Genomic DNA, 16,252 nt, shown 5'->3' on the forward strand with positions numbered 1-16,252 from the left:
TGCGGCGCGATAGCGGCAAAAGTGGATCCACGCCACAAAAGCGGTGCAAATGTTACGAAACTTTCCCTTAGCTTTCATTTCTTCTTGACAAACTGTCCGGGCACGTCTAATGTCCACTAATAAGTCACTAAGAGTAAGTAATCGTAATAAAAAGATATGCAGGTCGCATGTTCTTCCCATCTTTCCTGATTTGGATAGATACCTGCACACATTCAAACGGAGGAAGTACCCGATGACAGCCAAGTTTGCGAAGTCTGCTGGCCACGCTCACACCAGTTCCTCCAGGAGCGTACGACGCACCTGGGGGTCACCTTGTCTCTTCGTACTTGCGGGACTGTTGTCAGTCTTTTGCTTCACTCGGTCCTCGTTTGCCCAAGGGACGGAAGGCAACATCACAGGTACTGTAACGGCTGCCGATGGCGGGCTGGTGCCGAAGGCTACGGTGACCGTGACGAATGAGGGAACGCATTTCTCGCGTACTGTTGTTTCGGATGCGAGCGGCAACTATATGGTGACCGCCCTGAATCCTGGCAACTACACAGTGAAGATCGATGCCGACGGTTTTTCTGAGCTGCAGAACAAAGCGATTGCCTTGTCGGCGCAGCAGACGGTGCGTATCGATGCTCATCTAAAGATCTCGGGTGTAAGCTCGACGGTCACCGTGATGGCGGACACGTCGGTGCTGAACCTGGAGATGCCTTCGATCTCGAGCACGGTGACGGCCGAGCAGCTCAACGATACGTCGTCGAACCTGCTCGGCACATCAGACAGCACGGGCGATAGTGGCCTGCTGTTCTACACGACGCTGCTGCCGGGTGGTTCGCAGGCAGGCACGCTGTTTGACTGGTCGATGTATGGATCGCGCGGCAACGAGGCGTATTACAACGTCGATGGCATCAGCTCGAACTCTGCACTTTATGGCAACATGGTTGGCCCCTCGCTACCACCGTTTGGCATGGTGCAGGAGGTTCAGTACACGGCTGTGAACAACAAGGCGGAACTAGGCCAGTTGTTCAACATCAGCATGATCACCAAATCGGGCACGAACAGCTACCACGGCGATGTCTTCGAGAATTACGGTGCCGATGTGTTGCAGGCGCCCGGCTATTTTGCCAAGGGTAAGGTCGGCAGCTACAACCAGAATGATTTCGGTGCGGATGTAGGCGGTCCGATTCTCAAGGACAAGCTCTTCTTCTATGCTTCGTCCGAGCTGTTGCGTGAGGACACGCCGATTACGCTGACGCCTTCGCTGCCGACGGCTGCGTTTGAATCGGGCGACTTCAGTGCGCTTTCAACGCCGATCACGAATCCGTATGCGGGTGGAGCTCCGTTTGCGTATGGCGGAAAGTACAACCAGATTGATCCGTCGCTGATCAGTCCAGCTGCAAAATATTGGCAGAGCCTTTTCTATCCCAGCTCTATTGTTGGGCAGAGCACCCTCGGACCCTACGCGCAGAACGTATATACCAACCGCTTCTATGGCCGAGTGGATTACTCGCTCTCAAAGAACAACACTCTGTTTGCGCGCGTTGGATACATTCGTTCCTCGCCGGAATCGCTGGATAGCGGATTACCTCCTTCAATCACTGGCTACCGTGTGCAGAAGCGCCACACGTGGCAGGGCGTGATGGAAGATACCTGGATACTGTCTCCGCATATCGTCAACGTCGCGAAGTTCGGACTAACGCACACGGAGAACCACTATGGTGGTGCAATCGAAGGACAGCCTCTTGTGAATGCCCTTGGCATCACGGGCTTTCCGGTGGTTGCGAACAGCTTTACAGGTATTCCTTCGCTGGGTATCTCCGGCTACACGTCGCCGTATCAGTTGCCGGAGAGCCAGCCCACGGAAGAGACCTTCCAGTACATCGACCAGATCACCTATGAGCGCGGCAAGCACTCGTTCAAGGCGGGTGTGGAGTATCGACCGATGGAAGCCGACAGCTACTTCAACCCGACGTTCGGCAGCTTCTCTTTCACAAACCAGTACACCGGCAATGCCTACGCAGATTTCCTTCTCGGCATTCCTGATAGCACCAGCTACACGTATGCTCGCAGCCCGGAGTATGCGCGCCTCTGGTATGTGAACACGTTCTTGCAGGATGACTGGAAGGTACTGAAGAACCTGACGCTGAACCTTGGCGTGCGCTACGAGTACGACAGCCCTGCGGTGGACAAGAAGAACATCGTCGCCTCGTTCGATCCGTACCGTGGAGCGATCGTCGTGCCGAACCTACAGATTGCGGCTGCCAATATCAACTCGGTTTTCCCGTCTCAGATTCCTATTGAGACTGCGCAGTCGGTTGGTCTGCCTGGCCGTTCGCTGCGTAACGGCTACAAGCTTGCCGTCGATCCGCGTTTCGGCTTTGCGTATCGCCCGTTCAACAATGACCGCACTGTTATTCGCGGCGGTTATGGCATCTTCAACGACGAGGTCAGCGCTGCTCTGTTTGGCTACAACTACGCGGGTCCGTTTGGTGTGAACGTCGCTTATAGCAACAGCTTTGTGAACAACCAGCCTACGGTCACGTTCCAGAGCCCCTTCAACACCTCGGCGCAGGGCAGCCTGCTGGGTAACATCAGCGATTCGGCAACCGACCCCAACTTCCGCAATCCTTATGTGCAGCAGTTCAACCTTACGGTGGAAGAGAATGTCGGTTTTGAAACCGACCTCCGTCTTTCTTACATCGGCACACGTGGAGTGAAGCTGCCGTATGCCAACAACATTGACCAGAGTCCTCTGGGCACTGTATTCAACCAGCCGACCAGCAATTATCCGGACTTCTACTCGGTGTACTTCTTCCGCAACGGCGGGTATGAAAACTACAACGCCTTCTCGGGTGAGTTGAGCCGGACCTTCCGCCATGGGCTGAGCTATGACGTTTCACTGACCTGGGCGAAGAACTTGACCGATGATGACGACACCGTTGCCAACGGCATCGACGGCGGTGTGACGGCTGAGCAGAGCTTCAACCTCTCGCGAGAGAAGGGCAACGCACGCTACACTCCGCGTCTCGACTTCACTTCCAACGTGGTGTACGAGCTACCGATCGGCAAGGGTGGCTACTTCCTGAACAATGACGGCTATGCCTCGCGCTTCCTGGGCGGATGGAAGTTGAGCGGAGCGTTCCTCTCTGTGACGGGTGACTACCTGACTCCGACGTTCGATGGCCTCAGCACTTCGAATACGAGCCCTGTGTACGGCACCAACACGCCGAACCGAGTGCTGAAGTCGCTGGCACCCATCGGGAAGAAGTCGATCTCGAATTGGTTCAATCCTGCTGCCTTCGCCATTCCGGCACAAGGCACCTTCGGTTCGGGATCCTTTGGAACGATTGAAGGTCCTAGCTCGAACACCCTAAACCTGGCTCTGTTCAAGTCTTTCCCGGTGTATCGCGAATCGCACGTAGAACTGCGTGGCAGCTTTACCAACGTTCTGAACCATCCGAACTTTGGTGATCCGCTGGTCGACCTGTCGGTTTCGCCGACCAACACGTTCCCAGGCCAGGGCGTAGGTCAGATCAACGGAACCACGGGCCGCAGCTTCGCTGGACCGCGTTCCGGCCTGCTGAGCGCACGGTTCATCTTCTAAGCGGCAAAACAAACGATCTTTCAACTTCTCAGGAGACTGAAATGAAGACTCAAGCTATTGCCGCAGCTGTCGCTATGTCGGGCCTGTTGGCACTTGTTGGATGTACAGGAGTGTCGGAGTTCGGGGGAAAGACCTCGACGACCGGAACCACGACCTCGAACGCAACTGGCTCCACGTGTCAGTCCATCGCGATACCAACATATATCTATCCGTCGTACCTCGGTTCGGGATGGAATGTAGGGATCAGCGACTCACCATGGAACAAAGATACGAAACGCATCTTTATCATGAACCCCGGTAGCGGGCCAGGTACGGCCGCGAACTCGGACTACCAGAACATCGTGACGAAGGTGCATAACGCTGGCGGCCTCGTGTACGGCTACGTTTACACTAACTACGGCGCGGTATCGCTGGCTTCGGCCGAGACGCAGGCCACGGAGTACAAGACCTGGTACAACGTGGACGGCATCTTTGTGGACGCCGCGTCGTCTGACCCCGCGCTGGTGAGCACGTACTACCAGCCGTTCGCCAACTACATCACTACGCAGACACCAACCAACGGTGTGATGCTGAATGCTGGGGACTATCCGGATCCGAGCTATGCGAAGATCACTGTGCCTACGACTTCGGCTCTTACGATTGTGACGTATGAAGGGGACTACACCGATTACCTGACGACCGTGGTGCCTGCCTGGGCGAATACTTACCCGGCATCGATGTTCGTTCATCTCGTTTACAACGTTCCAGCGGCGAACCTTGCCAATGTGCTTACGCTTTCGGCACAACGCAATGTGGGCAACATCTTCGTGACGGATCAGGCGCTGCCGAATCCTTATGGGGCACTGCCTTCGTACTGGGCCCAACTGGTCGCGCAGACACAGGCGGCCTGCAAGTAATTGCATCCGGCGGACAGCATAAAGGGTGCGACTTCGGTCGCACCCTTTATGCTGCTGTGTTGCGGTTTACAAACGCCGAAGAGCAGCCTACTGATCGCAATCTCTGTCCATGCGAAGTGCAGCGCATAGTAGAACGCAGGTCCTGCTGTGTTGAGATGGACTCCATAAAATATGGATTTCGCGCATCAAACATCATTTTTGCCACCTGAAAGAGAAAAGATATCTAGGTAAACCCTGTCCAATCAACTGGCGTCCTAGCAGGTACTTGCTCGCAGCAAGTACCTAAAGGTGTGGGCTAAAGCCAGGAGGTTGCCAGGATGGGTTCGATTGCGACGGGCGCCGGACGGAATGTGCGCCCTGGAGTTTCGAGCGGAATGGCGGCTGTGTCATATCTGCGCGGGGCTCTCGTTGTTGGCTCGGAATGGGTAGAGACAAAGTGGTGGCGCTGTGTGCTTCTCATCAGCGTAGCGTATCTCCCATTAGCATTCCTGATGGCTCACGCTCAGCGGTTGAGCTCAGATGAAATTTATACCTATCATATTGCCCAGCAGCCGACCATCGCTGCCATGATTCACTTGAGTCGACAGATTGATCTCCATCCCCCGCTGCACTTTCTGCTGCAGCGAGCAGCTCTCATGCTTGAGTTGCCACGATGGTTGAGCTCTCGCCTCCCAAGCCTGCTCGCAGGTTGGGTTGGACTCATAGCTATCTTTGGTGTGGTCGCTAGACGTTTTGGAAATTTGTTTGGCCTGCTGGCTGCCTCGCTCTACTGGTTTACACCAGCGACCAATTTCGGTTGGTCGAACCGGCCCTACGCGATTTGGTTATGCTTCCTCGCGCTCACTGCATTCTTCTGGAGCCTCACTAGCGAGTGGAGGCGCCCTTGGTGGGTGCCTCTCACCATAGGTTTATCCGGGTTCGCAATGGTGCTTGACTACATGTTTGGTCTGCCGTGTCTGCTGGCATTTTTACTAGCAGAAGCGGTACGCTCTTATCGGCGCAGGTGTGTCGATGTACCCGTTCTCGCGGGGCTAATGCTCCCATTCGTAGCGGGCATTAGCTACTGCGAGCAGATTCGAAGCTTCGCGACGAATGGCTTTACGCAAAATTATCTGCCCTCTTTCTCCATGGGAGTCGATGTCTACATCGGACTCATTCTGCTTCCGCTGGCCTGCCTTGCGGGTTGCTGGGTTTTCGCTGATATCGTTGCAGAGCGATCCGCGTATCCGCGGTCGTCGCGGTCGTTGCAACCTGAAGTCTGGGTCATGATGGTCACCCTGACTGCTTTGCCGGCGCTACTGCTTATCGTCGCGGCCATCCATCACACGCAGTTTTTTGCGCGGTATGCCGCGTGCGGCTGCGTAGGTCTAGCGTTGCTATTGTCATGTTTCGTCATCAGCTTCTGCGATAGAGCGCGCACCGTGGCGTTTCTACTTGCGATCGGCATGTTGATCGCATCCGCGGCGAACTGCTATCTGGATACACACGACCTGATGGGTGCAGAGCGCCCAACTGCCATGGGAGTTTCCACCAAGCCACTTGAATCGCTCGATCCCCAACTGCCCATCGTAGTTGCGTCTGCGACCGATTTTACCGAGTTGAATGATCGAGAGCCTCCCTTGATCGCGAAGCGTCTGTATTACTTGACGGACAGGGGTGAAGCGGAGAAATATTCAGGACAAACGTTATTTGAGACGGAAGACCAAACTGCGCCGCTTCTTGGTTTGGCTGGTCATGCAGAACCGATGACTACATTTCTAAAAGCGCATGCCAAGTTTTATGTTCTCGGCGACTATATGTCTTCGGAAGAATGGAGTCTCCGATACATGATGGATCATCGCCTGCCACTTGCATACCTTGGCAAGTTTAAAACTACGGTAGCGGCCGACGATCTGTTCGAGGTTCGCAATAACCAGGTTTTGAATTCACATGCAAACGCGGAACCCTCCGCGAAGTGAGCTGCACTTAGAAGGCTAGAGAAGTCCGTGCGTGCTGACGAGATTTGATTTTTGCTGGTGCTGACCCGCTACCCCATGTGGGTTGGGAATGCGTGTTCACGCTCTGCAAACCATCAGAACTACGTAGCGCTCGGCATCGGGCTGATCGACCCACTCTGCACAGACTCAGTCCCGTACAGACTCCATCAGGCAGTCTTTTCAGCGCAAACGGCTTCGTCTTCCTTCGCCAGGTTAGCTGCTTTTCGCATCAGTCGGCACAGGTGTTCGGGCGTGATCGAAAGTAGATGAGCCAACTCAACTTGAGTCAATACAGGCAGAATGTCGACGGTCTTGACATTGAAGTCTGTAGTATCGCGTTCAATAAAGCACTGTTGCAGGCGCTCCTCGGCGGTCCAGCTCATAATCTGAGCTTGAGAGATCGCCTGCGACATAACCTCCTGGCATAGATTCTGCAAGAAGTGCCGCATCAGCTTTGAGCTCTGCATGAGTCGCGAAGAAAATTCTGAAGCCGGGATGCACGATGCTGTGCACTGGGTAATGGCCGTCACGGCATACACGCTAGGACGATTCATCAAGACCCAAACACCGCCTGCACACCAACCTGCGCTGCGAAGGCCAAGGGTGGAATCGCGTCCGGTCATGCTGCCATATCGAAGCTTGACCAAGCCGCTGCGAATGAGCCACACCGAGTTGACCATTTCACCTTGTTCGAGCAGCGTCTGGTCCGCCTCGAACGTGATAGCGGGTGGAAGATCCTTCAAGTGTTCGAAGGCTTCGGAAACAACGGGGGCAAAACCTGGGTAGCCCAAAGAAGCCTGTTTCGGTACGAGTCGGGGCCGAAAATCCTCAGAGTAGAACTTGCGGTTCATAGTACTGCCTTCTGCCTGACTGAACATCTGTCATTGCAAGGGATTGAAGTCATATGGATCAAGAGAAACAAGAGTTACAGATCAATAAGCGAGAGACTAACACCTGCCGACAATCCTCAACTTAGAAACAATTTCGATAAATTCTTGTCGTTCCGAAACGGGATAAGCCCTTCTTCAAGGAACCTTGACGGAGTGGAAACTGCAGAGGTTTATGCAGATAGACCGTTCGTTTTCATCTTTGTGGCAAATGTGTCGAATGCTTCCAATCAGTGCTCATAACAGGTTCAGGTGACATATGTAGAAGCTGCACTCATGTCGCGCGCGCGGGTGTAACTTGCCCTCGAGTTTGGCGTTGCAGTAGAGGGCTTCTATTACCTTATGTGCTCGCTTTGCAGCTGCAATGGTACTCGGCTTCCCGTTTCATTACTGCTGTACTAAACCGCGGTATGCCGCGTGCTTTCCATCACAAATCCCTGTAAATCTTGGGATTTTCGCGGTTCCACTACTGAACAGCGGTGCCAGGACCTCGAGTTCGAAGGTCGCGAGATATCTAACTTGACATACATCAATATCGACTTTGATTGAAAGAAAGCAATGTAGGCACACAGTCATTGGCCCGATACCAATCGACATGATGAACCGGAGCTTTCAACTGTAGAGACCAACGTTGGCATGGAATGCAGGAATCATGTCGAGGCAGCGAACGACTAACCCAAAGGAGAAACACCATGAATAACTTCAAGATGATTGCCAAGAACTTTGTGAACGACGAATCCGGTCAGGATTTGATCGAGTACGCGCTGGTTGCTGCCGTGGTGAGCCTTGGAGCTGTGGCGACACTCAAGCCGCTGGCCACCGAGATCGGTAGTGTTTTCACCGCGGTCACCGCCGAACTGACCTCCGCTGTCTAGTCCTGTGGCGGGCGCCGAGAGGTACCCGCCAGCCATCTTCAAGCGCAACTTAGCCCAAAGGAGAAACACCATGAAGAACTTCAAGATGATTGCCAAGAACTTTGTGAACGATGAATCCGGCCAGGACCTGATCGAGTACGCCCTGGTGGCCGCCGTGGTGAGCCTCGGAGCAGTGGCAACACTCAAGCCGCTGGCCACCGAGATCGGTAGTGTTTTCACCGCGGTCACCGCCGAACTCACCTCCGCTGTTTAGTCAGGCGGCGGGTGCAGCGATGCCCCGCCGTACCCCTTGGAAGATTGTGGAAGCATCCACCGTAAAAGGAGAATACCCATGAAGATGCTCAAGATGATTGCCAAGAACTTTGTGAACGACGAGTCCGGCCAGGACCTGATCGAATACGCGCTTGTTGCTGCTGTCGTCAGCCTCGGCGCCGTTGCCTCCCTGCAGCCGCTTGCCACGGAAGTGAGCAGCGTCTTCACTTCGGTTACCGCTGCGCTCACCGCAGCTGTGTAACCAACTGCCCTGAGATGAGGCCGGATGCGATCGTTCGCGATCGCATCCGGACAATCTCTTTCCCATTGGCTAACTTACGAACAAGAGCTATTTCCCAGGCCGAAGACAGGTACATCATGATTGAGCAAGATCTGATCTTTACAACTGCAGCTTCCCTATGCGCAGTCATCGCAGCGGTCTTCGACATCAGAAGCCGCCGGGTTCCAAACCTTTTGACGGGACCTTGCTTTCTAGCCGCCCTTGGTCTGCACCTTGCGCTGGGTGGCTGGCATGGAATGCTCAATGCTCTGCTTGCGAGCCTTGCCTGTGGAGTTGTGTTCTTCCTCTTTTATCTAGCCGGTGGTATGGGTGCCGGCGATGTAAAGCTGATAGCGGTGGCGGGCGGCTTTGCGGGGCTCTCTGCTGTGCCTATACTTCTCGTCTTCACCGCGCTCGCCGGTGGGGCGATGGCGCTCGCGCTGGCATTCTTCCGCGGCCGGATGCGGGAGACACTTTTCAACGTCGGAACGATCGCTAGGCATCACCTCGCGCAGGGTCTCCAGGCGCATCCGGAGATCAACGTGCGCAATAGCTCGCAGCTGCGGCTGCCGTATGCGATTGCGATTGCGGCAGGCTGTCTGTTGACTGAGTGGGCTCGCGTAGGCCAGGGGATAGGCCAGTGAAGACACAACGCCTTCTCGTCGCACTCGTTCTCGCGATTACAGTTTCGGGACTCTGTACGCTATGGCTCCGCAAAATCGCGGGAGCGAAGGGTTCAAACGGTCATCGCAAGTATGTCGCGGTCACACAGCCGATGACCGCAGGCGATGTGCTGCATGCTTCTGCGCTCAAGATGGTGGAGTGGCCCAGCGACATCCCACTGACAGGTGCCTTCACCGCGATGGATCAGGTCGATGGCCGAACGCTTCTCTATCCTATCGCCGGTGGGCAGCCTGTTCTTGATGCTCAACTTTCGGCTGCCGGATCAGGACCTGGACTTTCGCCCAAGATCCCCGATGGCATGAGGGCAATCTCGCTCAAGTCGGATGAGGTTGTGGGCGTCGCAGGCTTTCTGCTGCCGGGCACACACGTGGATGTGCTTGTGACGTATCACATCTCCCCTTCGCCGGATCCGCTAACGGCAACGGTATTACAGGATGTGCAGGTGCTGACTGCCGGGCAGAAGATGCAGCCCGATCCGGAGGGTAAGCCGAATACGGTGAATGTGGTGACGCTGCTGGTCACACCGGACGATGCCGAAAAAGTCACGCTTGCAAGCTCTGAAGGAACCGTACACTTCGTTCTTCGCAACGGAGCCGACCGCGGCCTGACGCAGGACAGTCCGGCAAACCTGGCCGAGTTTGGCGGTGGTGTAAAGCCGCATCCGCAACCCGCTGCCGCACCTGTCCGAGTTGTTTCTGCTGCACCTACACGTACCTCTTACAGTATTCAGATCATCCGCGGCGACAAGCAGAGCGTGGAGACATTCTAATGACTCAATCAGCACGTTGCAGCAGAACCTTATCTCTCTCTCTTCTGATCCTTGCGATGGCGGCAAGCAATACGTGCACCTTGAAGGCGCAGACCAAATTGGCGGCGATGTCTTCTGCTGTCACGCCCAAAGCTGAGCCGATAGAAAACTTTACGAATGAGGCGGCGGGCGCGGAGCTGGTTCACATCGCTGTCGGACATTCGCAACTCATCAAGACCAAGTTGCGAGTCAGTCGCGTCTATATTGCAAACCCTCAAATACTCGACTCCTTCACTGCCGACCCGCACAAGGTCGTCATCACAGCGAAGCAAGCGGGTATTAGCACGATCATGATTGAAGATGAGTCAAGCATCCTGCAGTTCTACACAGTTCAGGCAGATACGGATGCCGGGTCTGTGAATACCGGACTGCATCAGATGTTTCCGTTGGAGCCGATCAAGGCGGAGGGCGATCAGGGGAGGATTGTTCTTAGTGGCACGGTCAGTAGTGCGGCCGTTGCTGACGCTGCGGGGAAGCTCGCGAGTCTCTATGCAAAGGATATTTCCAACACCATCGTGGTGAACAGCTCCTCCATGAAACAGGTGGAGTTGAAGGTTCGCGTGGTAGAGGTTGATCGCACCAAGCTCGAACAGTTCGGCTTCAACTTCTTCAGCGGCGGCGGTCGAAACCTTGCAACCACCTCGACGACTCAGTTCCCCTCAACGATCAGCACGACCGGTTCAACAGTGACTATCGCTAATCCGTTGAACTTCTCGTACTACAACACGAAGCTGAATATAGGGGCAACGCTGCAAGATCTGGCTACAAAGAGCATCCTTCAGATTCTGGCGGAGCCCACGATTACCACGGTCAGTGGTCAAAAAGCGAACTTCCTCTCTGGCGGCGAGTTTCCGTTTCCTGTCGTTCAGGGCAGCAGCGGTGGAACAACGTCCATCACCATCCAGTTCAAGTCTTACGGCGTGAAGGTGGAATTTCTGCCGATTGTGAATCCCGACGGGACGATCGATCTGAAGGTGTCGCCTGAAGTGAGTGCTCTGGACTTCACCAATGCTGTCACTCTCAGCGGTTATACCATCCCCGCCATTGCAACGCGCAGAGCCGATACGCAGGTCGTCCTGAACAGTGGTCAGAGCTTTGCTATCTCCGGCTTACTCGACAATCGCGCGACGGACGCGCTCTCGAGAACGCCCGGTATCGCGAGCATCCCCATCCTTGGCGAGCTCTTCAAGTCGAAAAACATCAACCACTCAAGAACGGAACTCATCGTGATCGTGACACCAACTGTCGTGAACCCGTTGACCGCTGCAGAGGAGGTTGTCACGCCCATACCCGCGGTGACGAACATCGACTCGCACGCCTTTGACAAGACCTTGTCTTCCAAGAAGACAGCTAAACCGGACGAACAGAAGTAGACGGAGGACACAGCATGGCTACGCAGACAAACAATAGTTCTCCTTCGGTGGGTTTCATCAGCGTCTCCCTTGGCAGAACCTCTTCCGAGGCGATCGAGCAGTTCGTCCAGAACGCTGGTTGGCAGGTGCTGTCCGCGAGCTTCGATGCGTACATCTCTGCAGAACGCCGCGTGAGCATTCCGCCGCAGATGAAGGCTATAGACCTCCGCATCGCTTTCGTTGACTACGATCGCGATGCTGACGCCGCCGCAGAATCGACACGCCACTTGAAGCAGCTCTTCCACGGTGACATCACAGTGATCGCCATTGCAGAGCGACGCGACCCCGAGTTCCTGATCACCGCAATGCGCGCAGGTTGTGGCGAATTCCTGCAGAAGCCTCTGGCATCAACCGCTCTCACCGAGGTACTGACAAAGGTTGGCAGCAGTAGCGGCATCGCCGAGCCTGCTCGCGATGCTGGCACCATTCTGTCATTTTTCGGAGTCAAAGGAGGCGTCGGCACCACCATGATCGCGGTTCACCTCGCCGTATATCTTACGCAGTGCCATAACAAGAAGACGTTGCTGATCGACAACCACACAGAGCTTGGCCATGCTTGTCTTTATCTTGGTCTCGACGGCAGTCGTTTTAACTTCCAAGAGGTGATGCAGAATGTGAACCGCCTGGATAGCGAACTGCTCAAAGGTTACGTCGCAAAACATTCCACCGGTCTGGATGTACTGTCCTCGCCGGAGGTGTGCATGGCTGCCGCCAGTAAAGATCCGGCCTCAATGGCGCACACACTGGACTTCTTACGCGGCGAGTACGATTTTGTTCTCGTCGATTCTTCTATCGGCACGGATGACACGAGCTTGACGCTCATGGAGAACTCTGCGGAGAGTTATCTTGTCGCCTCGCCAGACATCGCTTCTCTGCGTGACCTTGCCCGCTATCTCGAAGCCTTTGGGCAGACGGAGGAGATCGAGAAAAAGTTGAAGCTCGTACTCAACCGTTTCTCGTCGACTTCGGCAATCAGCCTTGAGCAGATCGAGTCGGCTATCGGTCGTCCCATCAATATAAAGCTACCAAACAGCCAGGTGGAACTGCAGCAGGTGGCTAACCTCGGCCAGACGCTTTCGCCCAAGATGAAGTCGGAGTTTGGAAAGAAGATCGAAGGCTGGGCTGCCGGGCTCGCAGGACCGGCGCCGCGGCGGCCCCTCGCCACGAAGTTGAAGAAGCCTACATTTTTTCGTTGGACGCCCGCGGATGAGATCGCGCACTAAGAAAGAGCACACCGATGCCAATGGCTGAAACCAACTCGGAAAATGGCTCCCGCTTTCGTCCTGTTCGAAGCGTAGCGGATGGCCAGCAGCAGCAACTGAAGGCCGCTGTACATAAGGAGCTGATACGTCGCCTGGACTTGGAACGTATCTCTGACTTCAGCCAGACGCGCTCTGGCCAACAGCAGATCTTCGCGCTGATTCAACAACTTCTCGTCGATCAAGGTACACCGCTCAGCGCCCCGGAACGCGACAGGCTTGCGCAGGAGGTTGTCGACGAGGTCTTCGGTCTGGGGCCTCTGGAGCCGCTGCTTAAAGACCCGACCATTAGCGACATTCTGGTCAACACATATAACTCTGTCTATGTAGAGCGTCGCGGACTGCTCGAAAAGACGAGTACGGTATTCAACGATAACGCTCACCTCATGCAGATTATCGATCGGATCGTGTCGGCTGTGGGGCGGCGCGTGGATGAGTCCTCTCCCATGGTGGATGCGCGACTTGCCGATGGATCGCGCGTGAACGTGATTATTCCTCCCCTTGCCGTCGATGGTCCTATCCTCTCGATTCGTCGCTTCGGTTCCTCGCCGCTGACGTCTGTCGATCTTGTACGCTCCCTGATGCTGACACAGACGATGCTGGACCTTTTGCAGGCTGCTGTCGCCGCAAAGCTGAACATCGTCGTTTCAGGTGGAACAGGCGCTGGCAAGACCACGCTACTGAACGTGCTTTCAGGCTTCATCGGATCGCGTGAACGCATCGTGACGATCGAAGACTCCGCTGAGCTATTGCTCAAGCAGGAGCATGTCGTTCGCCTTGAAACGCGCCCTCCAAACATGGAAGGCAACGGCGCGATTCGCCAGCGAGAACTCGTCATCAATGCATTGCGTATGCGTCCTGACCGCATCGTGCTGGGCGAGGTGCGTGGTGAAGAGTGTCTGGATATGCTTCAGGCTATGAACACCGGCCACGACGGATCCATCACTACGGTTCATGCCAATACGCCGCGTGATGCCCTTGCGCGTATGGAGACGATGGCCATGATGGGTAACATCCGTTTGCCGGAGAAGGCCATCAAAGCACAAATCACCTCGGCCGTACATTTAATCGTCCAAGTGGCCCGCATGTCGGATGGGACGCGCCGCATTACGCACATCAGCGAGCTGACGGGAGCTTACAGCGAGGCCATCAGCATGAATGATCTGATCGTGTTTGAAAAGAAGGGCCTTGATGCCGAAGGCAAGGTCCGCGGACGGTTCCGCGCGCTCGGAATTATGCCGCAGTACTTTGAAAAACTCGTCGCTGCCGGCATTCCTGTGCCTGAAGGCGCCATGAACCATGTGCAGGAGGTGTAGACGACTATGCTATTTCTTCTTTTTTTACTCCTGGCGCTCATCACCTTCGGTCTCGTGATCTCACTCACGCGCCCAACCAAAGACGAGGTCCGCGTTCAGAAACGCCTCAGTAACCTGCGCAGCAACAGCGGGGACCTACCGCAAACGGACCACCGCCTGGAAGAATTCCTGGCCGCACCGGGATCGCACTCTTTTGAATGGCTCGAGGATATCTTCAGCCGTGCCACCTCGACTGAAAAGTTCCGGCGACTTCTGGTCCATGCGGGCAGCGAGTGGTCAACGGGCACGTTGCTCTTTCTGTGGCTCGCCATTCTGCTTGTGGTGTTTGCGATCGTCTCGCTCTCGACGCATATGACTCTGATTGCAATCGCTGCGGCGGCTGCGGCGAGTTCGCTTCCTTTCTTGTACCTCAACTTCAAGAGTGCCAGGCGAGTCCAAGCTTTTAGTAAGGCGTTGCCGGATTCGATCGAGATGATCGTACGCGCTCTGCGGGCAGGCTACTCGATTGTGGCAGCGATTCAGATCGCAGGTGAGCAGAGCGCCGAGCCCGCGAAGACTGAGTTCGCCGAGGTCTACAAGAAGCAGAACTATGGTCTACCTCTGCGCGATGCGCTGTTGGAGATGCTGGACCGTATGCCTTCACCTGATCTGCGCGTACTTGTGACTGGAATCCTCGTACAGAAAGACACGGGCGGCAACCTGGCAGAGTTGCTGGAACGAATCTCTGCAGTCATCCGAGAGCGCGTTCGCATTCAAGGTGAGGTTCGTGTTCATACTGCTCAGGGACGCATGACAGGCTGGATCTTATGCCTGCTTCCGGTGGGAGTGATGATTGCTTTGAACTTGATTTCGCCGGGGTATTCGACGCCGTTGTTCACGGACAGCTTTGGACAAAAGATGCTTTACACCGGCGTAGCGCTTCTCCTTATCGGTGCCTTCACTATTCGAAAAATTGTCAACGGGATTGAGGTATAGCCATGCCGACCACCATCTATCTCGTTGCAGGTATCACGTTTCTTATCACCTTTGCGGTGGTGCTTGCGCCATCCCTGCTGCGGCCATCCGCGCAGACTCAGCACATTCTCAACGTCGTTGCGAATAAGAAACCCGCAGTCTCCACTGCATCAGCAAGCCGCGTCTCGATGACGGAGAGCATCATCAAGCTTGCCGCCTCGATGCGTGTGCGTATGGGCTTCGCTGAAAATGCCAAGAGTAAACGCAAATTGAATGCCGCTGGTTACCGCAGCTCCAATGCCTCTGATCTCTATTTTGCAGCGCAATGCCTTTGCCCGATTCTGGGAATCTTCGCGGGCAGCTTCATCCATGACAGCACGATCTTTTGGGTCATTGCGCTGGCCATGGTCGGCTACCTTGCCCCTGATTTCTGGTTGGGTAGAAAGATTGAAGCGCGTAAGAAGAAGATTCAGCGAGGTATGCCGGATACCATCGACTTACTCGTCATCTGCGTGGATGCTGGCCTTGGCCTCGACCAGGCGCTGCTCCGTATAAACGACGAGTTGAAGCTTAGCCATCCGCAGATTTATGAAGAGTTGCAGCAAGTCCACCTCGAACAGAAGGCCGGTCAGCCGCGCCTTGTGGCGTGGAACAACGCAGCAACTCGGACAGCTGTCGAGGAGTTTATCGGTTTCGCTAACATGCTCACGCAGACGGAGCGGTTTGGCACGCCGATTGCGAAGGCACTGACTCGGTTTTCCGAAGATTTGCGCATGAAGCGCCGCCAACACGCCGAAGAGGCTGCGGCGAAAACCAAGATCAAGATTATCTTCCCATTGGTGTTTTTTATATTTCCCTGCCTGTTCATTGTGCTGCTTGCGCCTGCATTGTTGAGCATCATCAGCGGACTTCACCAGATGGCGAAGTAACGAAGTTGAACTGCACTTTGAACGTTTGAGAAAGGAGGAACTCGAGATGGATAACACATTGTGGGTAAGAGTGGGCTGTGGCGCCATGGCGCTGATCGTTCTCTGCGTCATCATCTACCGCCGCAGCCGCAA

The 16,252-nt window shown here is 55.1% G+C and carries 14 protein-coding genes; 13 read left to right on the forward strand and 1 reads right to left on the reverse strand.

The genetic code is table 11. The features are described 5' to 3' along the window. Nucleotides 1–232 precede the first annotated feature (232 nt). The 3 genes from OHL14_RS04155 to OHL14_RS04165 all read left to right on the forward strand — a co-directional run bounded on the left by OHL14_RS04155 (nucleotide 233) and on the right by OHL14_RS04165 (nucleotide 6,446). On the forward strand, nucleotides 233–3,592 hold the full coding sequence (locus OHL14_RS04155) for a TonB-dependent receptor (RefSeq protein WP_263378057.1): 3,360 nt from the start codon (nucleotides 233–235) through the stop codon (nucleotides 3,590–3,592). A 41-nt stretch (nucleotides 3,593–3,633) separates the two neighbouring features. Further along, complete coding sequence (locus OHL14_RS04160) at nucleotides 3,634–4,488, forward strand: spherulation-specific family 4 protein (RefSeq protein ID WP_263378058.1); 855 nt, start codon at nucleotides 3,634–3,636, stop codon at nucleotides 4,486–4,488. A gap of 317 nt (nucleotides 4,489–4,805) precedes the next feature. Next, nucleotides 4,806–6,446, forward strand: coding sequence for a glycosyltransferase family 39 protein (locus OHL14_RS04165; RefSeq protein WP_263378059.1), 1,641 nt, complete (start codon nucleotides 4,806–4,808; stop codon nucleotides 6,444–6,446). A 185-nt stretch (nucleotides 6,447–6,631) separates the two neighbouring features. On the opposite strand, the gene OHL14_RS04170 is transcribed toward OHL14_RS04165, so the two are convergent. Beyond that, nucleotides 6,632–7,315, reverse strand: a complete 684-nt coding sequence (locus tag OHL14_RS04170) for a Crp/Fnr family transcriptional regulator (protein WP_263378060.1) — start codon at nucleotides 7,313–7,315, stop codon at nucleotides 6,632–6,634. 728 nt (nucleotides 7,316–8,043) lie between these two features. Here OHL14_RS04170 and OHL14_RS04175 point away from each other — a divergent pair. From OHL14_RS04175 to OHL14_RS04220, 10 genes are all read left to right on the forward strand, one after another. Continuing rightward, nucleotides 8,044–8,226, forward strand: coding sequence for a Flp family type IVb pilin (locus OHL14_RS04175; protein WP_263378061.1), 183 nt, complete (start codon nucleotides 8,044–8,046; stop codon nucleotides 8,224–8,226). A 70-nt stretch (nucleotides 8,227–8,296) separates the two neighbouring features. Next, a complete protein-coding gene (locus tag OHL14_RS04180) occupies nucleotides 8,297–8,479 on the forward strand; it encodes a Flp family type IVb pilin (RefSeq protein ID WP_263378062.1) in 183 nt (60 codons plus the stop codon). A gap of 78 nt (nucleotides 8,480–8,557) precedes the next feature. Beyond that, nucleotides 8,558–8,740, forward strand: a complete 183-nt coding sequence (locus OHL14_RS04185; protein ID WP_263378063.1) for a Flp family type IVb pilin — start codon at nucleotides 8,558–8,560, stop codon at nucleotides 8,738–8,740. 116 nt (nucleotides 8,741–8,856) lie between these two features. Continuing rightward, complete coding sequence (locus OHL14_RS04190; RefSeq protein ID WP_263378064.1) at nucleotides 8,857–9,402, forward strand: A24 family peptidase; 546 nt, start codon at nucleotides 8,857–8,859, stop codon at nucleotides 9,400–9,402. After that, nucleotides 9,399–10,211: a Flp pilus assembly protein CpaB gene (gene cpaB, locus OHL14_RS04195; protein WP_263378065.1), complete on the forward strand. Its 813-nt coding sequence runs from the start codon at nucleotides 9,399–9,401 to the stop codon at nucleotides 10,209–10,211. Before OHL14_RS04190 ends, cpaB begins: the two co-directional genes overlap by 4 nt. 56 nt (nucleotides 10,212–10,267) lie before the next feature. After that, complete coding sequence (locus tag OHL14_RS04200; protein ID WP_263378066.1) at nucleotides 10,268–11,623, forward strand: type II and III secretion system protein family protein; 1,356 nt, start codon at nucleotides 10,268–10,270, stop codon at nucleotides 11,621–11,623. A gap of 14 nt (nucleotides 11,624–11,637) precedes the next feature. Then, the gene (locus tag OHL14_RS04205; protein ID WP_263378067.1) at nucleotides 11,638–12,885 is read left to right on the forward strand and encodes an AAA family ATPase; all 1,248 of its coding nucleotides are present in this window, start codon (nucleotides 11,638–11,640) and stop codon (nucleotides 12,883–12,885) included. Nucleotides 12,886–12,899: 14 nt separating this feature from the next. Then, the gene (locus OHL14_RS04210) at nucleotides 12,900–14,237 is read left to right on the forward strand and encodes a CpaF family protein (RefSeq protein ID WP_263378068.1); all 1,338 of its coding nucleotides are present in this window, start codon (nucleotides 12,900–12,902) and stop codon (nucleotides 14,235–14,237) included. Between the two features lie 6 nt (nucleotides 14,238–14,243). Further along, nucleotides 14,244–15,212, forward strand: coding sequence for a type II secretion system F family protein (locus OHL14_RS04215; RefSeq protein ID WP_263378069.1), 969 nt, complete (start codon nucleotides 14,244–14,246; stop codon nucleotides 15,210–15,212). 2 nt (nucleotides 15,213–15,214) lie between these two features. After that, nucleotides 15,215–16,120 (forward strand): type II secretion system F family protein, encoded by a 906-nt coding sequence (locus OHL14_RS04220; RefSeq protein WP_263378070.1) that lies wholly within the window; start codon nucleotides 15,215–15,217, stop codon nucleotides 16,118–16,120. Nucleotides 16,121–16,252: the final 132 nt, after the last annotated feature.

This window comes from Granulicella paludicola (genome assembly GCF_025685545.1).
Classification (GTDB): Bacteria; Acidobacteriota; Terriglobia; order Terriglobales; family Acidobacteriaceae; genus Granulicella; species Granulicella paludicola.